Source organism: Aeribacillus composti (genome assembly GCF_031760945.1).
GTDB classification, from domain to species: domain Bacteria; phylum Bacillota; class Bacilli; order Bacillales; family Aeribacillaceae; genus Aeribacillus; species Aeribacillus composti.
On sequence record NZ_CP134501.1, the window covers coordinates 2,263,905 to 2,285,834 of the forward strand.

The window sequence follows — 21,930 nt, forward strand, 5'->3', positions numbered from 1 at the left end:
CAAGTATATAATCAAAGAAATAAGTTTGCAACCATGAATTCTTTTTTGGCTAATCCAGCTTCTCTCCGCTCAACACTCCGGAAGCCTCTAAATCATCGCGGAGCGGCGCAAATTGTTCATCTTTCCAAAAAGCATCAGACTGAATCAGTTTGGCAGCGTCAGATCTCGCAGTTTCAAGCGCTCTGTAATCATGGACCATGTCGGCGATTTTAAACTCTGGTATGCCGCTTTGTTTTTTGCCGAAAAAATCTCCTGGACCTCTAAGCTCCAAATCTTTTTCAGCTAAACGGAAGCCGTCATCTGTTTCCGTCATAATTCTCATTCTTTCTTTTCCTATTTCTGATTTCGGATCTGAAAGCAGTATGCAATAGGATTGCAAGCTTCCTCGGCCAACTCTTCCTCGCAGCTGATGGAGCTGGGCAAGACCAAACCGCTCCGCATCGTAAACTAACATGACCGTGGCATTCGGTACGTTTACGCCCACTTCCACTACTGTCGTGGAGACAAGAACTTGCACTTTATTTTCGCTAAAATCCATCATCACCTGATTTTTCTCTTCTTGTGACATGCGTCCATGCAAAAGGCCGATTTGAATTCTGCCCTGATAAAATTGAGTTAATTGACTGTGCACTGTCACAGCATTTTCGACATCCAAATTTTCCGATTCTTCAATTAACGGACAAATCACATACGCTTGATGGCCCTTTTTCACTTCTTTTTCAATAAATATTAGAATTCGGGTTAACATTTCCGGCCGAACCCAATATGTTTTTACCTTCTTTCTTCCGGAAGGCATTTCATCAATGATGGAAACATCCATTTCGCCAAATGCAGTTATAGCAAGAGTTCTTGGAATAGGAGTTGCCGTCATAAATAACACATCTGGGAATTCTCCTTTTTCCCGCAATATTCTTCGCTGATTGACGCCGAACCGATGCTGTTCATCCGTAATCACAAGCCCTAAACGGCAAAAATTCACTTCCTCCTGAATAAGGGAATGCGTCCCTATGATCATGTTAATGTCCCCGGATTTTAACTGAAGAAGCAGCTCTTTTCGTTTTTTCCCTTTGATTGAGCTTGTTAATAAAGCGATGCGGACAGACGTATGCGAAAAAAGATTTGACAATGATTTCGCATGCTGCTCAGCTAAAATTTCCGTCGGAACCATCAATGCCGCTTGATAGCCGCTTAACACAGCGGCATACATCACAATGGCAGCAACTGCGGTTTTCCCTGATCCAACATCTCCTTGAAGAAGGCGGTTCATCCTGTAGGGTGAAGACATATCGGATAAAATTTCCGAAACGACACGCTTTTGTGCGTTTGTTAATGAAAAAGGAAGCGTGTCGATAAAGGATTGCAATTCTTTTCGATCAAAATGATGAGAAATTCCTCTTGAGGAAGACCTGCGAAAATGTTTAATCGCCTGCATTTTCAATTGAAATAATAAAAATTCTTCGTAAACAAATCTTCTTCTTGCCTGTTTCAGTTCATCGGCATTTTTGGGAAGGTGCATGGCTCTTACCGCTTCTTCTTTCATCGGCAATTTATATCGCTTCCTGAGCATTTCCGGCAAATTTTCTGGAATAAAACTGGAATACGACTGGATGGCGGTCCTGATAATCCGTTTTAGCTCTGAAACAGTCAGCTTTCCGCGGACTGAATAAACGGGTTCTACTTCTTGATTTTGCTTATGAGGCCCAAAATGAATCTGTTGAACATTGACAGTTTGCCGATTGCGGTCCCAAATGCCAGAGACGGTAACAACTTGATTGATAGCAAGCTTCTGTTTGTAATATGGTCTATTAAAACAAACTGCAGTGACAACATAACGGCCGACAAGCAGGCGAAAGGAAAGACGCGACCGCTTCTTTCCGTAATAGGTCAGCAATGGCTCGCTGTAAACCTTTCCTTCGACTGTCACTCTTTCTTTATGCTTCACTTCAGCAAGATCCTTTAAACGGTTGTCTTCATAGCGATTAGGAAAATAATAAAGCAAATCAGAAACAGTATGTATTCCCATATCATGCAGCAAACGTTCTGTTTGTTCTCCTACCCCTTTAACCGCTGTGACCGGTTGTAGCAATTGGTTCATGTTCTGTTTGCAGCTTTGAACTTAGCCGCGGGAAACCTCCTTTAAAACCGTTTGAAATATCGATATTTAGTTTACCAAAAATACTTAAACCGTGAAATAAAAAGAGGAAGGCCGAAGCCCTCCTGCTCTACTCAACTGAAAAAATATAAGAATATAATGGCTGATTTCCATTATGAACCTCAATTTCGATATGTTCATAATGATTTTCAACATGTTGGACTAATTGGTCTACTTCGTTTTCGGATGCATCTTCTCCTTGGAGAATCGTCAATATTTCATCCTCTTCATCGATCATTTGATCCAACAATTTTTTGGCAGCTTCAAGCTTGCTTTTATCTTTTGCGACGATGGTTTTCTCGTAAATCCCCATGAAGTCTCCTTTTTCTATCGCAAGTCCGTCAATACTTGTATCCCTTACAGCATATGTGACTTGTCCTGTTTTCACATTCCTGCTTGCTTCCTCCATCGCCTTTACGTTTTCCTCTAAACCGAGTTCAGGATTGAAAGCCAGCAGGGCGGATAATCCTTGAGGAACGCTTTTCGTTTCAATGACTCTTATATTTTTATCAGTTATTTGTGCTGCTTGATTGGCTGCCATAATGATATTGGAATTGTTCGGCAAAATAATAATATTCTCTGCGTTCAACTGTTCGACAGCCTTTACAAAATCTTCAGTACTTGGATTCATCGTCTGGCCGCCTTCAATAATTTTTGTTGCACCAATTGATGTAAAAAGGTCGGAAATTCCCGAGCCCATGGCAACCGCGATAATTCCGTACTTTTCATTTTTGGGTGCCGCCGGTTCAGTAGATAATACATTTTCCGTTTGATTATTGACAATTGTACTATGCTGCTCGCGCATGTTTTCAATTTTCATATTCAATAAGCTGCCGTAGCGCTGCCCGTATGTCAATACCTCGCCAGGCTGTTCAGAATGGATATGTACTTTGACAAGTTCATCATCGGCAATTACTAAAAGCGAATCTCCGAACCGGGATAAATCTTCGCGAAATTTCTTTTCAGAAAACGGCTCTTTTTCTTTTTCAAATCGAACCATAAATTCTGTACAATATCCATATTTAATATCTTCTGTATTAATATGACTTTGTGCATTTTTATGATGCTCTGCACTTACCAGTTTGTCCATCGAAGGAAGCTTAGGGGATTCGGAAATTTTCTCTCCCTTTAATTCTGCCAAAAATCCCTCGTAAATAAATACAAGTCCTTGTCCACCGCTATCCACAACGCCCACTTCTTTTAGGACAGGCAGAAGCTCAGGCGTTCTCTTTAATGACTCCTTTGCTTCTTTTACCACTTCTTCCATAACAATTGTCAGATCATCGGTTGATTTAGCTGTTTTAACAGCTTTTTTCGCAGCATCTTTTGCAACCGTTAAAATGGTCCCTTCAACAGGCTTCATAACAGCTTTATAGGCAGTATCAACACCTGCTTGAAAAGCTTTAGCAAATTCATCCGCATTGATCGATTCTTTTCCTTCAACCGCTTTTGCAAACCCACGAAAAAGCTGGGATAAAATAACCCCAGAATTCCCACGCGCGCCCATTAACAGACCTTTTGCAAATGCTCCAGCTACAGAACCGATATTTGATGAAACATGTTTTTGTACTTCTTTTGCTCCAGCTGTGATGGATAAATTCATGTTTGTTCCCGTATCCCCATCCGGAACAGGAAAAACGTTTAACGCATCCACCACTTTCGCATTATTAGATAGATGATTCGCTCCTTGAATCACCATTTCCGCAAAGCGCTTCCCATCAAGCAAAGTATTGGCCACAAATGTTTCCTCCTTCTCTACGGATTCGTTACACGAACCCCTTGCACATATATGTTAATGGAATCGACAGATAATCCAAGAATTTGATTTAATGTATATTTCACTTTTGTTTGAACATTATGAGCAACTTCTGATATTTTTGTTCCATAGCTGACAATAATATACATATCAATATGAACGCTCTCTTGTTCTTGGCGGACGATCACTCCACGGCTGAAATTTTCTCGCCGTAAAATTTCTGAGAGTCCGTCTTTAATTTGATTTTTGGAAGCCATTCCGACAATTCCGTAACAATCAACAGCTGCACCGCCGGCAACTTGTGCGACTACATCATTCGAAATTTCGATCTGGCCATATTTCGTTTTTAATTCGATGGACATTCGAGTTCCTCCTTTAGCATACGTTCATTACAAACATTTTACTATATGATGATTTGGATTTAAAGAAATGTCATGGCTCCCTACATAATAAGAGCATTAATACATGATGATGTCAAGCGTAAATTCTTGAAAGTGAGGTGAATTTATATTGCAATGATCAAGGGTGTATGTTACATTATTATAGTATCTTGAAACATTGTCAAAATAGCAATTTCCTTGCAAGTTAGGAGGTATAGAAATGGCTCGTAAATGCGTGATTACTGGCAAAAAAACAAGCTTTGGCAATACACGCTCTCACGCTATGAACGCTTCAAGACGCAAATGGGGAGCGAACCTTCAAAAAGTGCGAATTCTTGTGAATGGAAAGCCAAAACGTGTATACGTTTCTGCACGTGCTCTTAAATCTGGAAAAGTTGAGCGTGTATAAAACAAAAGTTAGACGACAAGAGGTTGGATTATGATCAGAAGAAATCGGCGAATCCCGATATCTTCTGATCAAAAGTATTTCGAAAATAAGCGTTTAAAAAATCGGCGCTTTAACAAACTTCTGACCGTTTTGTTTCAATACTCTTTATTCACCTTTTGAAGCACTCCCAATGTCACATTTCTTCAAGCACATTCTTCTTTTTAGGCGAATTCTGCAACTTTAAAATCCACGTTAATATGAAATTTTTTCAAACTGCTAAAAAAACTACATAGGTTATTTACTACATATTAACGATCGGAATACATTCCACTTTCTCAAACAGTTTGCCTTGCCTTTCTTCAGCCCGATCCGTGTTCCTTTTGGCATACACAAAATCAACCGCATAAAGTCTACTTTAAATTAAAAAAATTCTTTTTTACACAAAAAAAAATGGAAGAAAAATGAGGCAGCTTTTTAGTATTGAAGACAAAAACCCCTGCCATTTACTGTATTTGTTGAAAGTTTGCTAAAAACGAAGGCAACATGCACTTAATCGGTGTCCTCTATTATTTTTTCCAGTTGAAGCCGAACATTCTAACAGAATGGTAAATCCCCACAATATAATTTGGTATAAAAAAAGCTTGTAGAGTTCACACCATTTGGCTTTGTCTACAAGCAGAAAGCACCTTGATAGGTGCTTCTTTAATCTTTCTTAAATGAACCGAGCATTGCCCGTATAATTCCTCCTAAAAACCTCGGAAGCTTAATTGTATAAAATCTCATTTATATTTACCCTCCCCATGAGAAATCTAAAAAACGTCTATAAGTAGCATATTCATCATCCGTATTTTAGATACTAATTAGAACGTCTTCATCAACTTTTCTTACAATATCTTTATGCATGAAAAAAATAAAAAAGTACTTGACATCTATTGAAGAATCGACGTAAAAATGAAAAATTTTTTCCTTTAAATGTGAAAAGAACCGCATATAAACGGTTCTTTCACATTCCTCTTATAGATTTGATCGCTTGCTTGCGATCTTTTTCATTATAAATGGCTGATCCTGCCACAAGCACATTTGCTCCAGCTTCCACACACAATTTGGCTGTTTCAGCGTTGATGCCGCCGTCCACTTCGATCTCAACTTGCAAATTTCTTTCTTTCAAGATGCTGGAAACTTGCTGAATTTTTTTGATGACTGATGGAATAAACGCTTGTCCGCCAAATCCAGGGTTAACCGTCATCAAAAGCACGAGATCAACATCTTCTATTACATGCTCGATCATCGATACAGGAGTATGTGGATTTAAAACAACACCTGCTTTCACTCCATTCGATTTGATTAAATGGATCGTTCGATGAAGATGCGGGCAGGCTTCCGCATGAACGGACAACAAGTCGGCTCCTGCTTCAACAAAAGCAGGAATATAACGATCAGGCTGTTCAATCATTAAATGAACATCAAGCGGCAGCTTGGTCACTGGGCGGATCGCTTGCACAATGAGCGGACCGATCGTAATATTCGGCACAAAGTGGCCGTCCATCACGTCAACATGAATGTAATCCGCTCCTCCTTTTTCCACATCAATAATTTCTTCTGCCAACCTAGAAAAATCTGCGGATAAAATCGAAGGTGCAATTTTAACCATGTTCAATACCTCGGCTTTCTTTCTTTTATCTCTTCTAAAAACTGAAGATAATGTTCGTACCTGTAGGAGGAAATATCTCCATTTTCAACCGCTTCTTTAACGGCGCATTTTGGCTCCTTCTGATGAAGACAGCCTCGAAATTTACATTGAATGCTAAATTCTTTTATCTCTGGAAAGCAATTCGGCAAGTCATCAGCTTCTATACCCGTAAACTCCAGCGAACTAAATCCGGGCGTATCGGCGACTAGTCCCCCTCCCAATGAAATGAGCTCTACATGTCTCGTTGTATGCTTTCCTCTCCCCAAATGATCGGAAATTTCTCCTGTCTTCAATTGCAAACGGTGATCCAGGCAGTTCAACATGGAGGATTTGCCAACTCCAGATTGCCCGGCAATCACTGAAATGCTGTCTTTTAAATAAGGAATGACCTGTTTAACTGTTTCAGGCTCTTTTGTAGTCATCAAAAAGACAGGATAGCCAATTTTTTCATAATCTTTGGCAAACTGACGAATCTTTTCATCTATTACATGATCTGCAATTAAGTCCATTTTTGTAATACAAATGATCGGGCGAATGTTTTTGGCTTCCATTAACACCAAAAAGCGATCCAGCAGCTTGGCACTAAAATCTGGACTTACAGCGGAAAAAACTAAGATCCCTTGATCAATGTTTGAAATGGGCGGACGGATCAATTCATTCTTTCTATGCAAAATTTCTAGAATGTAGCCTTCTTTTTCATTTTCCGCCTGAAAAATAACTTCATCTCCTACTAGAGGGGAAATTTTATTTTTTCGAAACACCCCTCTTCCCCTGCATTGATAAAGCTTATTTTCAGCCAATACGTAATAAAATCCGCTTAACGCTTTAACAATTTTGCCTTTTGGCATACATGACCTCCTTTTTCATTAATTTTCAGGATAAGGAACTGTTTCAGTTTTCACCACTTCATTATTCAGCAAAACTTGATAATAAGCGGATTGACCAGGTTGAATCGTCAGCTCAATTTTCTTTTTGGTAGGCTTTGATATTTTAAATGTTTCATAAGGTTCACCGATAGAATGCTCAGCATCATTGATATAAATACCCACTTCCGCTTCTTCGCCGTGAATTTCGGGATCAAACGGGATCTCTACTTCACGGACGACTTTTTTGTCCGGCTTTTCTTCCGGACCTAAGGAAATAACCACTTCTATTTTTTCACCCGGAAGCACTTTTTTTCCTGCGCTCGGTGATTGGGAAATCACTTGACCGGCAGGAACTTCATCGGAATGTTCTTCTTTCTTTGAAAAAGATAAACCTTCTTTTTCCACATAGTCCTTAACAGCTTCTTCTGTGTATCCCGTTAAATCTGCAAGCGTGATTTTTCTCGGTCCTTTGCTCACGGTTAATGTAATTTCATCTTCATCAGGAATGAGCTCTGCTCCCTCACTCGGAGATTGGTCAATGACAGTTCCTTCCTCTTCACCGCTATATTCTTCCAATACTGTAATGTTGGAAAATCCTTTTACTTCAAGGAGCTGCCTTACTCTCTCGATATCCTTCCCGATATAATTATCAAGCGTTACCTTTTTCTTGCCTGCACTTTCATAAATGATAATAGAAGAACCTTCTTCTACCATTTCTCCTGCTTCTGGTTCTGTCCTTATGACATATCCTTCTTCAATTTCATCGTTTTCCAACAAAATCGTGTCTTTGACATCAAATCCTTCCTTCAGCAATTGGTTGACAGCTTCCTCATATGTTTTCCCTCTCACATCAGGCACTTCTACATCTTTTGGAAGGATTAGTTTAGGAAGAACGAGAAGTGCTAAAATGATGGCTATGATGACTACAGCTGTCGCCATCCATAACATTTTCAGCCATTTTCTTTTTTTCTTAGGGCTTACAATATTTTCATGCTTTTGTTCCTTTTCTAATCCCGACGGCTGCCGATCCTTTGCATGATGAATGATTGTTTGTTCCCCAGTTTCAGGTATATCATGTAAAACAATCGGATGGGTGATCGTTTTTTCGTCGTTATCAGGTATTTCAAATTTCTTTTCATCTAATCTGTCTGTATTAAAGGCAGTGCGAATATCTTCTCCCATTTCTTCCGCAGAGGAATAACGGTGAAGAGGGTCTTTCGCCATCGCCTTTAAAATAATATTTTCGACGCTTTGGGGGATCTCAGGGTTCCATCTCTTTGGAGACGGAGCTTCTGATTGCAAATGCTTTAAAGCGATTGATACGGCCGATTCCCCGTCAAAAGGGAGCCTGCCTGTCAGCATTTCATACAGGACGATGCCGAGCGAATAAATGTCAGATTTTTTTGTTGCAATCTGACCTCTCGCTTGTTCAGGCGACAAATAATGTACAGAGCCCAGCACGGAATTAGTGTGGGTAATGGTTGTTGATGTCAGAGCCATAGCAATCCCAAAATCGGTCACTTTAATGTTCCCGAGGTTGTCAATAAGTATATTGTGCGGCTTTATATCTCTATGGACAATTTGATTTTCGTGTGCGTGAGCAATGGCTGATACGATTTGCTCCATTAAATTTAATGCTTCTCTAGGATGCAAAGGTGCATTTTGCTGGATGTACTGCTTTAACGTCTTGCCTTCCACATACTCCATCACGATGTAGTAAATGTTATCTTCTTCGCCGACATCGTAAATGCTGACGATATTCGGATGGGCAAGGCTTGTTGCCGATTGTGCCTCTCTCCTAAATCTTCGTATAAACTCATCATCATCTGAAAAATCTAATCGTAAAATTTTAATGGCAACGTCGCGTTCTAAAATAATGTCTCTTGCTAAATAAACGTTTGCCATTCCTCCTCCGCCAATCACTTTCAAAATTTTATAACGGCCGCTAATCCGCTTGCCGATCAGCATGTTCCATCACTCTCGTGGCCGATGACATGTTTATAAATAATGACAGAAATATTGTCATCGCCGCCGTTTTCATTTGCTAGCCGTATTAATTCCTTCGCTTTTTCTTCCAGTGATTGGTCGGATGATAAAATTGATTCCATTTCATGTTCCTGCACTTTATTCGATAAACCGTCAGAACAAAGAAGCAAATAATCGTTTACTTCTAGGCCGACTGTTTTAATATCTGCATCGACAGATTGTTCTGTGCCGAGAGCCTTCAATAAAATGTTTTTTCGCGGATGCTCTTTCGCATCCTCTTTTGAAATTTGTCCCGATTTCACAAGCTCATTCACTAATGAATGATCATCGGTAATTTGAGCAAAACCGGCTTTATTTAACAAATAGCATCGGCTGTCGCCAATGTGGGCGATTGTAGCAAAGCTTTCAGTACAGATGGCGCCGACAAACGTCGTGCCCATTCCTTTACATTCCTTATGTTCATTCGCATATGTCAAAAGTTCTTCGTTGACTTCGGCAATATGATCGTTTATCCAGCGCTCCGCCTGCTCGGGATGTTCCATTTTTTCCGCTTCGTTCCAGCTTTTTTCAAAATGCTCGATCGTCATTCTGCTTGCGACATCGCCTGCGAGGTGGCCACCCATTCCGTCAGCTACGACAGCTAAAATTTGCCCGTGTCGGTTAAGAATGGCACTTGCGGCGTCTTCATTATGGGTTCTGACCTTCCCTTTGTCAGTAAAAACAGCGGTTTTCATTTATTCACCTCGTCTCTATTTTTCGCTCTTTTGCCCTTAACTGTCCGCAAGCTGCATCAATATCGTGTCCATGTTCTCTTCGGATCGTGACATTAATCCCTTGTTCCTTTAATGTCCGTTCAAATCGAAAAATTTGATTTTTGCTCGTGCGAACATAATTCCGCTCCGGAACATAGTTGACTGGAATTAAATTCACGTGGCATTTTAAATCTTTTATTAGCTCAGCAAGCTCGAGTGCGTGCTCCACTTGATCATTTACGCCTCCAAACAGTCCGTATTCAAATGAAATTCGCCGCCCTGTTTTGTCAATATAATATTTGACTGCCTTCATTAAATCAGGAAGCTTAAAAGCTTTATTGATCGGCATTAGCTTTGTGCGCAGTTCTGTATTCGGTGCATGGAGGGAAATAGCTAAATTGATTTGTAAATTTTCATCAGCAAATTGATAAATTTTAGGGATAATTCCGCTAGTTGAAACAGTAATGTGGCGGGCGCCAATGTTCAATCCTTTTTCGTCGTTGATGATTTTTAAAAATGACATCATTTCTTCATAGTTGTCAAAAGGCTCTCCAATCCCCATTATGACGACATGGCTGACTCGTTCGCCGATTTCATCTAAAATTTGCTGCACTTTTATGACTTGAGCTACAATTTCCCCCGCAGATAAATTTCGTTTTAATCCACCTAATGTGGAAGCGCAAAAGGTGCACCCGATTCGGCAGCCAACTTGGGTTGTCACACATACTGAGTTTCCGTAATTATGCCTCATTAACACCGTTTCAATGGAATAGCCGTCATGGAGCTCAAACAAAAATTTCATCGTGCCGTCTTTTGACGTTTGCTTAACAATTGTTTTCAATGTTGTCAAATCGAAATGCTCCGCCAATGCTTCCTTCAATGACTTTGGCAAATTGGTCATTTCATCGAAAGAGGCAGCGCGTTTTTTATACAGCCAATCAAAAATTTGTGCTGCTCGAAAGCCTTTTTCTCCTTGTTGTTCAAGCCATTCTTTTAAATCGGAATATTTTAACGAATAAATAGATGGTTTTACTTGCATCTTGTCCATCATTGTACCTTCCTTCTCAAAGCCGCGATAAAAAATCCGTCGGTATTGAAATATTGCGGCAAAATTTGCACAAAGCCGTTTTCGACGTATTGTCGAACTTTTTCCGGCATTCGATCTTTTAACGTCTCATCCAATTGAAAGTCATCATGCTCCTTTAAAAAATATTTTATCATCTCCTCATTTTCTTGTTTATCTATTGTGCAAGTGCTATAAACAAGCAAACCTCCAGGCTTCACCAAATCAGCTACGGAAGCTAATATCTTTTTTTGCACTGATGTTAAAGAAAGAATATCTTCTTCTGTTTTCGTATATTTTATTTCCGGTTTTTTTCTTATGACACCGAATCCGCTGCACGGTGCATCCACTAAAATTTTGTCGAAGCTGTTTGGCGGAAAATGCTCCGAGGCGTTGCGGCTGTCCAGCACTTTTGCGTTTACATTCAAGAGCCCAAGCCTTGATGCTTGTTTTTCGATGAGCTGGATTTTATGCTCGTGCAAATCTAGGGAGACGACTTTACCCGTATTATTCAAAAGCTCTGCAATATGAGTTGACTTCCCTCCCGGAGCTGCACATGCATCCAAAATTTGCTCTCCTTCTTTTACATGTAAAGCTAGCGAGACGAGCATCGAGCTTTCATCTTGAATGGTGAACCAACCTTTTTGATAGAGGCTCGTATTCGCTAAATTTCCTTTTACAGCTTCGATGGCCTCATCAACCAGCTTTCCCTTTACCGCCTTTATTCCTTCTTTTTCCAAAGCAGCGATCGCCTGAGGAACTGTCGTTTTCAGCTTGTTCACTCTAGCTGTCTGTTTAGCATGCAAAAGCTGCGAGGATAATATATTTTCCGCAGTCTCAAACCCGTATTGACTCGCAAGCCGTTCGACAAGCCATTTCGGAGCGCTTGTCTTTACCGCTGTACGCTCAATCGGATCTTGTATATCTTTAATGGTAGGGAGGCCTTTTCGTTGTATATTTCGCAAAACACCGTTTACTAGAGCCGCAATCCCTTTATGTCCTCTCTTTTTGGCGATTTCCACTGCCTCATAAAGAACCGCGCGGTCAGGAATCCGATCTAAATACACCATTTGATAAAGCGATATTCTTAAAAGCTGGATCACCCAATTGCTAATTTTTTTCTTTTTCTCTAGAAAATGCGATAAATAGTAATCAAGAGTCAGCTTCCGCTGGATGGTTCCGTAGACAAGCTCTGTCAATAAAGCAGCATCTTTTTGCTCCAATTTATATTTATCAATCCATGTATTTAGCAGCAGGTTGCTGTATGCTTGTTTTTCTTCGATGGCCACTAGTAAATCCATTGCTAGTTCTCTTGCATTTCGTTTTTTCATTCGAATGTCATCCCTATTTCAATTTGCGTTCCTCTTAAAAATTGCTCGCAACTCATTTTTTTCTTTCCGGACGGCTGAAGCTCAATAATTTTAATGGAAACGTCATTTCCTGTTGCAACAACGAAACCGTCCTTGTCGACGGAAACAATTGTTCCAGGCTCTGCTTGGTGTTCTTTCTTCACTTTTTCTCCCCACCAAATTTTAATCGTCTTTCCGTTCAAAACCGTGTAGGCAACTGGCCAAGGATTTAACCCGCGAATGTGGTTGTACACCTCTTCACCGCTTTTCGTCCAATCGATTTTTTCCTGTTCCCTTTGAATATTCCAGGCAAATGTGGCTTTCGTTTCATCTTGCGGAATTGGAGTTATACTGTTTTCTAAAATTTTCGGTATCGTTTGTGATAAAAGATTGGCGCCTGCTTCGCTCAATTTGTCGTGCAATGTAGCAACCGTATCCCTTTCATCAATTGGAACTTCGACTTGTGTTAAAATATCTCCGGCATCCAGTTTTTCCACCATATACATGATCGTAACTCCCGTCTTCTTTTTGCCTTGCATGATGGCATAATGAATGGGTGCTCCGCCTCGCAGCTCAGGCAAAAGAGAAGCATGTACATTTATACAGCCATATTTCGGTGCGTCCAAAATCTCTTTTGGCAAAATTTGACCAAAAGCAGCCGTTACAATTAAGTCGGGTTTTAACGCCAAAATTTTTTCTATTTCTTCTTTGTGACGGATTTTTTCAGGTTGAAGCACTGGAATGTTATGTTGTTCTGCAGCCACTTTTACAGGCGGAGGCGTCAATTGTTTTTTTCTTCCTTTCGGGCGGTCTGGCTGTGTGACAACCGCACAAACGTCATGACCGTCTTTTACGATTCGATTTAGCACTGGTACAGCAAAGTCAGGCGTGCCCATAAATATAATTTTCGCCATACATATCTCCCTTCTATTGTTTCCAACTCATCGACATCTAAAAACTAGATATGATGCTAACAATTTACATAACCAATTTATAGAATGGTATACGGATTTAGATCAATCATCAATTTTAAATCCGTTTGCGACATGTCCTCTTCATAATGCTCGAACAATAATTTCAGTGTTTTATACAAGTTTTTTTCCCGTTTGTATTTTATCATGCATTGAAATCGATATCTATCTTTCATCTTCGGTATTGGCGAACTGACAGGACCGAGGATCTGCGCCTCATTTGATAAATGAAGCTTTAAATATTGTCCAATTTTCTCCGTTACTTCAGCTGCTTTTATCGCATTTGGATGGGAAACGGTAATGAGAATGAGAAAATAATAGGGCGGATAGGCAAAAGATTTTCTCATTTTCATTTCCTGTCGATAAAATGTTTCAAAATCATGCAAGCTTGCCAATTGAATGGAGTAATGCTCAGGCGTATAAGTTTGAATCACCACTTCCCCCGGAAGCTCATGCCGGCCTGCTCTTCCGCTTACTTGCGTTAATAATTGAAACGTTTTTTCTCCAGACCGGAAATCAGGAAGATGGAGCATCGTGTCAGCCGAAAGCACTCCGACCAATGTGACATCAGGGAAGTCCAATCCTTTTGCAATCATTTGTGTTCCAAGCAGGATGTCTGCTTTTTTTTCGCCGAATGCGTTTAAAAGCTTTTCATGCATTCCTTTACGGCTGGTCGTGTCGACATCCATCCGTATGACACGCGCTTCCGGGATAAGCCTGTTGAGCTCTTCCTCGATACGCTGAGTTCCTGTTCCGAAAAAGCGGATATGCTCGCTTCCACATTCTGGGCATCGCGACGGCATGGCTGTTTCGAATTGGCAATAGTGGCATTTTAGCTTTTCCCCATGCCGATGATAAGTAAGGGAAATATCGCAATGAGGACATCCTATGACATGTCCGCAATTTCTGCACATGACGAAGGAAGAATAGCCGCGCTTGTTTAATAAAAGTACAGATTGCTCTCCTTTCTTCAAGCGATCTGTCAGCTTTTCAAACAACGTTCTTGAAAACATCGATCGGTTGCCGTTTCTCAGCTCCTCCCGCATGTCGACAATATGGACTTCCGGCAGAGGACGGCGGTTGACGCGTTCTTTTAAAGTTAACAACGTATAAACGCCTTTTTGTGCTCTCGCAAATGATTCAAGCGTCGGAGTGGCGCTTCCTAAAATGACTGGACATTGATGATATTTCCCTCTGTAAATGGCAACGTCCCTTGCATGATACCGAGGACTTTCCTCCTGTTTATAGCTAGTTTCATGCTCTTCATCAATAATAATGATGCCGATATTTTGAAACGGGGCAAAAATTGCTGATCTCGCCCCGACGACAAGCTTCGCTTCTTTCCGGTAAATTTTCCGCCATTCATCGAACTTTTCCCCGCTGGACAACCCGCTATGAAGAACAGCAACCTGGCTGCCAAATCTGCTTTTAAACCGCTGAACCATTTGAGGAGTCAACGATATTTCAGGTACTAGCACGATCGCTTCTTTTCCTTCATTCAATACCTTCTCGATCGCTTGCAAATAAATTTCCGTTTTGCCACTTCCCGTGACCCCATACATTAAAAATACTTCGTGCTCGTGTCGATTCAGCTTGTCTAAAATCGGCTCCATTGCACGTTTTTGTTCGTCAGTTAACGGTAAAGGCTTCGTTCTCGGAAACTGTTTATGCTCATAAGGATCTCTGTAAATTTCTACTTGCTCCTCTGTCAAAATACCTTTTTTAATTAACGCTTTGACGGCAATTGAAGCTCCTTGTATGCTGTTCGTCAACTCCGTTAATAAAATCGGATTAGGATGATCAATAAAAAATTGAATAACCTCTTTCTGTTTATGGGCGCGAGCTGGCAAATGCTGAAGCTGTTCTTCAAGCTCACGAACCGGCAAAAGAGGCTTTACATATTTCACAAGCCGTTTTTTTTGCTTTTGTTCGACACGATAATCGATTTGCAAATTCCCATTACGAATTTCCTTTTGAACGACGGCGACAAGCGATGAAGGTAAATCCTCCCATGAAAGCGGCCCTCCTTTTTCGAAAGCAGTCCTGATCTCTTCAGGCAAATCCTCCAATTGAGCGGAGCTCGATGGCTTGATTTCTTTTATGTACCTCGTTTTCATCGCAGCCGGAAGCATTGCCTGAAAAGCGGTGATTTTATAGCAAAGAGTCGTTTCACTAAGCCATGCGCCAAGCTCTAACAGTTCATGATTTAATACCGGTTCCGGATCAAAAAGCGAATGGATCGGTTTCACACTGTCAATATCTGTTTCATTTTTTAACTGAACGACAAATCCAGTAAGCTTGCGGGAGCCGAAAGGAACGATGACCCTCATGCCAGGCTGGATTACGCCAGCGAATTTATTTGGAATTTCGTAGTCAAATAGCTTGTCAGTGCCTTTTGCCGGGACATCCACAACAACGCTTGCATACCGCATTATCTATTCACCTTTCAAAAGCTTTTCAATTTCTCTTAAAATTGCATTTGCCACTTCTTTTTTAGACATAAGCGGATACGCCTTCTTTTCTCCGTTTCTATGAAAAATCGTCACTATATTTGTATCCTTTTGAAATCCTGCTCCTGGTTCATTTACATTGTTGGCGACAATTAAATCCAAGTTCTTTTCATTCAGCTTATGCAGCGCATATTGTTCAACATTTTCCGTTTCCGCCGCAAATCCTACCAGCAATTTTGTTCCTTTCTTCTCGCCGAGTCTTTTTAAAATGTCTTCCGTACGTTCCAATTCAATGACTAATGAGCCGTCCTTTTTTTTCATTTTTTGATCAAATGTTTGTTTCGGCCGATAATCAGAAACTGCGGCAGATTTAATCACAATGTCGGCTTTGTCAAAATGGTTCATCACTTCATGATACATCTCTTCAGCACTTTCAACTGGCACAAATGTCACCCCGGCCGGCGGCGCAAGAGAAGTCGGACCGGAAATTAAAATTACGCTCGCTCCAAGCTCCTTCGCCTGCTCGGCGATCGCATAGCCCATTTTTCCGCTTGAATGGTTGGAGAAAAACCGGACAGGATCTATTTTTTCCCTTGTCGGCCCCGCAGTAATGATAATTGTTTTCTGATTCAAGACGGAAGGTACCTTCGTTTGATCGGAAAAATGGTTTTGAATGAGTTCAACGATTTTGTCCGGCTCTTCCAGGCGGCCTTTGCCAACGTAACCGCATGCAAGATGTCCTTCTTGCGGTTCAATAAACTGATAGCCGTCCCGATAAAGCGTTTCAATGTTGCGTTTTACAGCCGGATGGCCATACATATGTACATTCATTGCAGGAGCAATCCAAACCGGTGCAGTTGTCGCCAGCAGTGTCGTTGTCACCATATCATCGGCAATCCCTGAGGCAAGTTTCCCAATGATATTGGCAGTTGCTGGAGCTACGAGCACTAAATCAGCCCAGTCGGCTAAATCGATATGTGCAATCACTTTCGCATCTTTTTCATCAAAAGTATCTAAAAACACTTCATTTCTCGATAGTACTTGAAACGTCAAAGGGGTGACGAATTTCGTAGCAGATTCTGTCATGATCACTTTCACATCAAAACCCGCCTGTGTCAGCTTGCTCGTCAAAGCTGCAGCCTTGAAAACCGCTATTCCTCCCGTTACACACAATAAAATACGTCTCGGACGTGCCACTTTGTTCTCCTCCTATTTCTCAGCTTTTTAAAAAAATAACAACCTATCAAGTAGGTTGTTATGACAGCAGCTATTATTTCTCAATCTTTTCATAATTAAGCAGCCCTGCATCAATTTCTTCCAGCGCTTTTCCGACATATTTTACAGATACCGTGTTTTCCAATTGCTGGTCATTGTTTTGCTGCATTTGCCGCGCTCTTTTTGCTGCTACAGTTACTAGTGTATATTTTGAATTGATACGGTTTAATAGGGAATCAATTGATGGATAAAGCATCAAGACTCAACCTCCAAAAATTTTTTGTACATTTGTGCAACTCTTTCCCTTCTGCAATGTTCAGCAGTCACAATCGCTTTAATTTTTTCACAGGCAAGATTCACTTCATCATTAACAACAACATAGTCATAATAATCCATCATGTCAATTTCTTCTTTTGCTTTTTTCATCCGATTATTGATCAAGTCAGCTGACTCTGTTCCTCTCGTGACAATTCGATTTTTCAGTTCTTCCAGGCTAGGCGGGAGTAAAAATATAAACAACCCGTCAGGAAATGCCTTTTTAACTTGAAGAGCCCCTTGAACTTCAATTTCTAGAAAAACATCTTTTCCTTCTGCAAGTGTTTTCTCTACATATTCAACGGGTGTACCGTAATAATTCCCAACATATTCTGCCCATTCAAGCAGTTTGTTTTCCTTAATCATCTGTTCAAATTGTTCGCGTGTTTTAAAAAAATAATCTACACCGTCCTTCTCACCCTCCCGTGGGGTTCTCGTCGTCACTGAGATCGAATATTGAAAATTGACGTCTTTTTGTGCAAACAACGCTTTGCGAACAGTGCCTTTTCCCACTCCGGACGGTCCAGACAAAACAATTAACAAACCTTTTTTCTTTAATTGCATTTCAAATTTACCCTACCCTTCATCAGACAGCTCATCTTTATTGGAAAGCCTTTGAGCAACTGTTTCCGGTTGGACGGCAGACAATATAATATGGTCAGAATCCATTATAACAACTGCTCTCGTCCTTCTTCCATATGTCGCATCAATAAGCATTCCTCGTTCTCTTGCATCTTGAATCATCCGCTTTATCGGAGCCGATTCGGGGCTTACAATGGAAATGATGCGGCTTGCTGAAACGATGTTGCCAAAGCCAATATTAATTAATTTAATTCCCATGATTTTTCCCCCTAAAAAGCCTTTATTCAATATTTTGAACTTGCTCTTTTAATTTTTCAATAACAGTTTTCAATTCCACAACGAAAGCAGAAATGGCCGAATCATTCCCTTTAGCTCCGATCGTATTGGCTTCCCGGCTCATCTCTTGTACGATAAAATCAAGCTTCCGCCCTATCGGTTCATCTTTTTCGATCGTTTTTCGAAACTGGCTCAAATGGCTTTCTAATCTTGTCAATTCTTCCGTAATATCCGATTTGTCAGCGAAAATTGCCACTTCCAACAATATTCTATTCTCATCAATATTCCCTGTTATAAACTCGGATAAACGCTTTTGCAATTTATCTCTGTAGTTGCTTGCGACAATACTGGCTCTTGATTGAATATGTTCTATGATTTGCTCTAACGCTTCCAAATGCTTCAGCAAGTCTTCTTTTAGCTTGCTTCCTTCTGCAGCCCGCATTTCCAGAAGTTGATTGGCCGCTTCATGAACAGCTTCTAACATCATACATTCAAGCTCTTCATTTTCATTCGCAACCTCTTGAATTTCAAAAATATGTTCATCATGCAAAAGGTGCATGAAACGAATGGAATCATCTATATGAAAACGGCGTTTCATTTCGTTCAAAGCGTCTATGTATTGAGCGGCAAGGGACCAGTCAACGTTTAGGGTTCTGGAAAAAAGACCCTCTCCGCTGACCGTGATGTACAATTCCACACGTCCTCGATTTATATAAGATTGTACGGCTTTCTTTATTTTTTCTTCAAGCGAAAAAAAATTTTTAGGCATCCGCACGCTGATTTCACAAAACCGGTGATTGACCGATCTCATCTCAACTGTTATTTGCATCTGCTGCACCGTTTTTACCGAGCGGCCAAATCCCGTCATGCTTAATACCATTGTACCACATCCGTTCTTTCGTCGCCTTCAAAACAAAAGAAAAAAAGAAAGGTCATAGAATAGCATCTATCACCTGAAAAAATTATAACATAACTTATCGTTTTTTTCTTGTTAAAATTGATCCTGCCAGCAAAAATGTCGGCAGAGCGGACATGACGAAAATAAACAGCCAATCTCGAGCCATGATAGGCGTTGTATGGAAAATCGGTTGAAGCGGCTCATAATAAATGACAACAAGCATTAAGATTATGGATGAAAAGACTGCCAGCAGCAAATAAATGTTGTTAAAAGGATTCCGGTCAAAAATCGTTCTTTCCGTTCTTGAATCAAACACTAAAATCAATTGCGACAAAACAAGTGTTGCAAAAGCAGCTGTTTGCGCGTAGGCAAGCTGTTCTGTATTCCGTTCATAAATGAAGTAAAAGACAAGTAGTGTGGACAGCCCGATTAAAAACCCACGAGATAAAATTTTCCAGCCAAGCCCTCTCGAAAAAATCCCTTCTTTCGGATCGCGAGGCTTTCTTTTTAACACATCTTCTTCTGCGGGATCAAGGCCAAGCGCCATAGCCGGCAGGCCATCTGTTACAAGATTCACCCACAAAATTTGAATCGGAACAAGCGGCAGTGGCAATGCTAAAATCATGGCAAATAACATAACTAGTATCTCTCCTACATTTGATGCCAATAAATAGCGAATAAATTTCCTGATATTGTCATAAATATTGCGCCCTTCTTGAATCGCTGCTTTAATGGTGGCAAAGTTATCATCAACGAGAATAAGAGAGGAAGCTTCTTTTGCCACATCGGTGCCGCTCATTCCCATCGAAATGCCTATGTCTGCCGCTTTGATTGCCGGGGCATCATTTACGCCGTCTCCAGTCATTGCAACGATATGTCCTTTGTTTTGCAATGCTTTCACAATTTTCAATTTATGCTCCGGAGAAACTCTGGCAAATACGTAAATATCATCAACTACTTCTTCCAATTCTTCAATCGTGAGCTTGGACAAAGATGATCCGTCCATTACTTTACCGTTAGGCGGCAATATTTCTAGTTCTTTTGCGATAGCTTGTGCGGTAATAACATGATCGCCTGTTATCATGACAGTTTTAATGCCTGCTTCACCGCATTCCTTCACCGCTTGTTTCACTTCTGGTCTTGGCGGGTCAATCATTCCTTGTATGCCAATGAAAATAAGAGAAGATTCCGCTTCAGCTTGGGGTAGAGATCCTGTATGAAGCGGTTTGTATGCAACTGCTATCGTTCTTAATGCTTCGTTTGCCTGATGAAAAATCGCCTTTTGAATGTCATTTTTTCGCTGCTCCGTTAAACGTTCTTTTCTATCGTGCCAAAGAACATGTGTCGAACGTTCTAATATAACATCTGGAGCTCCTTTTGCAACTGCAAAGCATTTTCCGTCTTTATCTTGAACAATGACGGACATCATTTTTCGGTCGGAGTCAAAAGGAAATTCTCGCATAATATGAAATTGCTTCAATAATTTTGATTTTGCCAGCCCCGCTTTCATGCCAGCCACGATCAACGCACCTTCCGTCGGGTCGCCATCAAGGGAATATTCTCCATTTGTTTCAATAATATCAGATGTTGAAGCAAGCATTCCAAACATTAACATTTGCTTCAACGGTTTATGAGCAGCCGGATCAATTTTTTTTCCGTTTTCAAAAAACTCCCCAGCAGGCTGATAGCCCGCACCTGTTACCTTCCATGATTTATTGCTTATCCAAATGTCTGTCACAGTCATTTGGTTTTGAGTCATTGTTCCTGTTTTATCTGAACAAATGACGGTTGCACATCCGAGTGTTTCAACAGCTGGAAGCTTTCGGACAATTGAATTTTTCTTGATCATCCGCTGGACGCCCAATGCCAATGCAACCGTAACAATCGCCGGCAAGCCTTCAGGAATCGCCGCCACTGCCAGCGAGACCCCCGCCAAAAACATTTCATAAACAGCATGTCCTTGCATGACTCCGATTCCTGCTACTAATACCGTCAAGAGAAGAGCTACAACAATTAAAACTTTGCCCAGCTCTTCTAATTTTCTCTGCATCGGTGTCAATTGCTGCTCCTGGGTTTGCAGCAAATCTGCAATTTGCCCCATTGCCGTTTTCATGCCTGTAGCCACGACAACGCCGACTCCGCTTCCTCTTGTTACAAGCGTGCCCATAAAGGCCATATTTTGCATATCGCCAACGGATCCTTGATTCCCTTTTAATGGGCGTGTATGTTTTCCAACAGGGACGGATTCACCAGTTAGTGCCGACTCCTCGACTTCAAGGCTTGATACTTGAATGAGACGCACATCAGCTCCGATTCGATCGCCGCTTTTAAATTTAATGCAGTCCCCTACGACAATTTCTCTCGAAGGGATCTTCACCCACTTCCCGCTGCGCAATACAGTAGTCTGCGGGCTTGACAGTTCTTTTAATGCAGCAAGAGACTTCTCTGCCTTTTTCTCTTGAATAAATCCAAGAACTCCGTTCAAAATCACAATCGCAATAATGGCAACTGCATCAATATACTCTCCTAAAAGGCCGGAAATGACGGTTGCCGCAATTAAAACAAGAACCATGAAATCTTTAAACTGGCCGAAAAATAACAAAAGATTTGATTGCCGTTTTCCTTCTGCAAGCTCATTGTATCCTAATTTTTTTCTGCGGTTTTCTGCTTCTTTTTCTGATAATCCTTTTTTTATATCGACATTCAATGATTGAATTACTTCTTGTTCTGTCAATTCATGCCATTTCATGAATTTCTGTTTCACCCCTTTTCACCTTTTGATACACGCTCTAAGAACAACATATTCAGCCTTGTCCTAAAACATGTTATAATTTAGTAAGT

The 21,930-nt window shown here is 40.8% G+C and carries 19 protein-coding genes; 1 reads left to right on the plus strand and 18 read right to left on the minus strand.

What is annotated here, in order from left to right; translation table 11 throughout:
- Positions 1 to 49 precede the first annotated feature (49 nt).
- The 3 genes from recG to RI196_RS10930 all read right to left on the minus strand — a co-directional run bounded on the left by recG (position 50) and on the right by RI196_RS10930 (position 4,270).
- Complete coding sequence (gene recG / locus RI196_RS10920) at positions 50 to 2,095, minus strand: ATP-dependent DNA helicase RecG (RefSeq protein ID WP_311066238.1); 2,046 nt, start codon at positions 2,093 to 2,095, stop codon at positions 50 to 52.
- Positions 2,096 to 2,222: 127 nt separating this feature from the next.
- Positions 2,223 to 3,890 carry a fatty acid kinase ATP-binding subunit FakA gene (fakA, locus tag RI196_RS10925; protein ID WP_066246543.1) on the minus strand — a complete coding sequence of 556 codons (1,668 nt, stop codon included), beginning with the start codon at positions 3,888 to 3,890 and terminating at the stop codon, positions 2,223 to 2,225.
- Positions 3,891 to 3,907: 17 nt separating this feature from the next.
- Entirely contained in the window at positions 3,908 to 4,270 is a 363-nt protein-coding gene (locus RI196_RS10930; protein WP_063388443.1) for an Asp23/Gls24 family envelope stress response protein, read from the minus strand.
- Between the two features lie 238 nt (positions 4,271 to 4,508).
- Between RI196_RS10930 and rpmB the strand changes: the two genes are divergently transcribed.
- Positions 4,509 to 4,697 carry a 50S ribosomal protein L28 gene (gene rpmB, locus RI196_RS10935; RefSeq protein ID WP_063388444.1) on the plus strand — a complete coding sequence of 63 codons (189 nt, stop codon included), beginning with the start codon at positions 4,509 to 4,511 and terminating at the stop codon, positions 4,695 to 4,697.
- A 681-nt stretch (positions 4,698 to 5,378) separates the two neighbouring features.
- On the opposite strand, the gene spoVM is transcribed toward rpmB, so the two are convergent.
- The 15 genes from spoVM to RI196_RS11010 form a co-directional block, all read right to left on the minus strand.
- Complete coding sequence (gene spoVM, locus RI196_RS10940; RefSeq protein WP_063388445.1) at positions 5,379 to 5,459, minus strand: stage V sporulation protein SpoVM; 81 nt, start codon at positions 5,457 to 5,459, stop codon at positions 5,379 to 5,381.
- A 220-nt stretch (positions 5,460 to 5,679) separates the two neighbouring features.
- Positions 5,680 to 6,327 (minus strand): ribulose-phosphate 3-epimerase, encoded by a 648-nt coding sequence (rpe, locus tag RI196_RS10945; RefSeq protein WP_063388446.1) that lies wholly within the window; start codon positions 6,325 to 6,327, stop codon positions 5,680 to 5,682.
- A gap of 2 nt (positions 6,328 to 6,329) precedes the next feature.
- A complete protein-coding gene (gene rsgA, locus RI196_RS10950; RefSeq protein ID WP_311066239.1) occupies positions 6,330 to 7,214 on the minus strand; it encodes a ribosome small subunit-dependent GTPase A in 885 nt (294 codons plus the stop codon).
- An 18-nt stretch (positions 7,215 to 7,232) separates the two neighbouring features.
- Entirely contained in the window at positions 7,233 to 9,200 is a 1,968-nt protein-coding gene (pknB, locus tag RI196_RS10955) for a Stk1 family PASTA domain-containing Ser/Thr kinase (protein WP_311066240.1), read from the minus strand.
- Complete coding sequence (locus tag RI196_RS10960; RefSeq protein ID WP_063388449.1) at positions 9,194 to 9,952, minus strand: Stp1/IreP family PP2C-type Ser/Thr phosphatase; 759 nt, start codon at positions 9,950 to 9,952, stop codon at positions 9,194 to 9,196. Before RI196_RS10960 ends, pknB begins: the two co-directional genes overlap by 7 nt.
- Before the next feature lie 4 nt (positions 9,953 to 9,956).
- Entirely contained in the window at positions 9,957 to 11,021 is a 1,065-nt protein-coding gene (gene rlmN / locus RI196_RS10965) for a dual-specificity RNA methyltransferase RlmN (RefSeq protein ID WP_144597706.1), read from the minus strand.
- Positions 11,018 to 12,364, minus strand: a complete 1,347-nt coding sequence (rsmB, locus tag RI196_RS10970) for a 16S rRNA (cytosine(967)-C(5))-methyltransferase RsmB (protein ID WP_066246553.1) — start codon at positions 12,362 to 12,364, stop codon at positions 11,018 to 11,020. Before rsmB ends, rlmN begins: the two co-directional genes overlap by 4 nt.
- The gene (gene fmt, locus RI196_RS10975; protein WP_311066241.1) at positions 12,361 to 13,296 is read right to left on the minus strand and encodes a methionyl-tRNA formyltransferase; all 936 of its coding nucleotides are present in this window, start codon (positions 13,294 to 13,296) and stop codon (positions 12,361 to 12,363) included. Before fmt ends, rsmB begins: the two co-directional genes overlap by 4 nt.
- Positions 13,297 to 13,373: 77 nt before the next feature.
- On the minus strand, positions 13,374 to 15,785 hold the full coding sequence (priA, locus tag RI196_RS10980) for a primosomal protein N' (protein ID WP_144597708.1): 2,412 nt from the start codon (positions 15,783 to 15,785) through the stop codon (positions 13,374 to 13,376).
- Between the two features lie 3 nt (positions 15,786 to 15,788).
- Positions 15,789 to 17,000 (minus strand): bifunctional phosphopantothenoylcysteine decarboxylase/phosphopantothenate--cysteine ligase CoaBC, encoded by a 1,212-nt coding sequence (gene coaBC / locus RI196_RS10985; protein ID WP_130158138.1) that lies wholly within the window; start codon positions 16,998 to 17,000, stop codon positions 15,789 to 15,791.
- 73 nt (positions 17,001 to 17,073) lie between these two features.
- The gene (gene rpoZ / locus RI196_RS10990; RefSeq protein ID WP_063388646.1) at positions 17,074 to 17,274 is read right to left on the minus strand and encodes a DNA-directed RNA polymerase subunit omega; all 201 of its coding nucleotides are present in this window, start codon (positions 17,272 to 17,274) and stop codon (positions 17,074 to 17,076) included.
- Positions 17,274 to 17,897 carry a guanylate kinase gene (gene gmk / locus RI196_RS10995; RefSeq protein ID WP_063388455.1) on the minus strand — a complete coding sequence of 208 codons (624 nt, stop codon included), beginning with the start codon at positions 17,895 to 17,897 and terminating at the stop codon, positions 17,274 to 17,276. Before gmk ends, rpoZ begins: the two co-directional genes overlap by 1 nt.
- A 12-nt stretch (positions 17,898 to 17,909) precedes the next feature.
- Complete coding sequence (gene remA, locus RI196_RS11000; protein WP_063388456.1) at positions 17,910 to 18,173, minus strand: extracellular matrix/biofilm regulator RemA; 264 nt, start codon at positions 18,171 to 18,173, stop codon at positions 17,910 to 17,912.
- A 22-nt stretch (positions 18,174 to 18,195) separates the two neighbouring features.
- Positions 18,196 to 19,071 (minus strand): YicC/YloC family endoribonuclease, encoded by an 876-nt coding sequence (locus tag RI196_RS11005; RefSeq protein ID WP_063388457.1) that lies wholly within the window; start codon positions 19,069 to 19,071, stop codon positions 18,196 to 18,198.
- A gap of 94 nt (positions 19,072 to 19,165) precedes the next feature.
- Positions 19,166 to 21,838, minus strand: coding sequence for a calcium-translocating P-type ATPase, SERCA-type (locus tag RI196_RS11010; RefSeq protein WP_311067352.1), 2,673 nt, complete (start codon positions 21,836 to 21,838; stop codon positions 19,166 to 19,168).
- Positions 21,839 to 21,930: the final 92 nt, after the last annotated feature.

Bases quoted from the DNA above. Each gene is read 5' to 3' on its own strand.
- rsmB (WP_066246553.1), bottom strand. From the start codon at position 12,364: ATGAAAAAACGAAATGCAAGAGAACTAGCAATGGATTTACTAGTGGCC.
- RI196_RS11005 (WP_063388457.1), bottom strand. From the start codon at position 19,071: ATGGTATTAAGCATGACGGGATTTGGCCGCTCGGTAAAAACGGTGCAG.
- rpe (WP_063388446.1), bottom strand. From the start codon at position 6,327: ATGGTTAAAATTGCACCTTCGATTTTATCCGCAGATTTTTCTAGGTTG.
- RI196_RS11010 (WP_311067352.1), bottom strand. From the start codon at position 21,838: ATGAAATGGCATGAATTGACAGAACAAGAAGTAATTCAATCATTGAAT.
- RI196_RS10930 (WP_063388443.1), bottom strand. From the start codon at position 4,270: ATGTCCATCGAATTAAAAACGAAATATGGCCAGATCGAAATTTCGAAT.
- rpoZ (WP_063388646.1), bottom strand. From the start codon at position 17,274: ATGCTTTATCCATCAATTGATTCCCTATTAAACCGTATCAATTCAAAA.
- priA (WP_144597708.1), bottom strand. From the start codon at position 15,785: ATGCGGTATGCAAGCGTTGTTGTGGATGTCCCGGCAAAAGGCACTGAC.
- RI196_RS10960 (WP_063388449.1), bottom strand. From the start codon at position 9,952: ATGAAAACCGCTGTTTTTACTGACAAAGGGAAGGTCAGAACCCATAAT.
- pknB (WP_311066240.1), bottom strand. From the start codon at position 9,200: ATGCTGATCGGCAAGCGGATTAGCGGCCGTTATAAAATTTTGAAAGTG.
- spoVM (WP_063388445.1), bottom strand. From the start codon at position 5,459: ATGAGATTTTATACAATTAAGCTTCCGAGGTTTTTAGGAGGAATTATA.
- fmt (WP_311066241.1), bottom strand. From the start codon at position 13,296: ATGGCGAAAATTATATTTATGGGCACGCCTGACTTTGCTGTACCAGTG.
- remA (WP_063388456.1), bottom strand. From the start codon at position 18,173: ATGGGAATTAAATTAATTAATATTGGCTTTGGCAACATCGTTTCAGCA.
- rlmN (WP_144597706.1), bottom strand. From the start codon at position 11,021: ATGATGGACAAGATGCAAGTAAAACCATCTATTTATTCGTTAAAATAT.
- recG (WP_311066238.1), bottom strand. From the start codon at position 2,095: ATGAACCAATTGCTACAACCGGTCACAGCGGTTAAAGGGGTAGGAGAA.
- rsgA (WP_311066239.1), bottom strand. From the start codon at position 7,214: ATGCCAAAAGGCAAAATTGTTAAAGCGTTAAGCGGATTTTATTACGTA.
- rpmB (WP_063388444.1), top strand. From the start codon at position 4,509: ATGGCTCGTAAATGCGTGATTACTGGCAAAAAAACAAGCTTTGGCAAT.
- gmk (WP_063388455.1), bottom strand. From the start codon at position 17,897: ATGCAATTAAAGAAAAAAGGTTTGTTAATTGTTTTGTCTGGACCGTCC.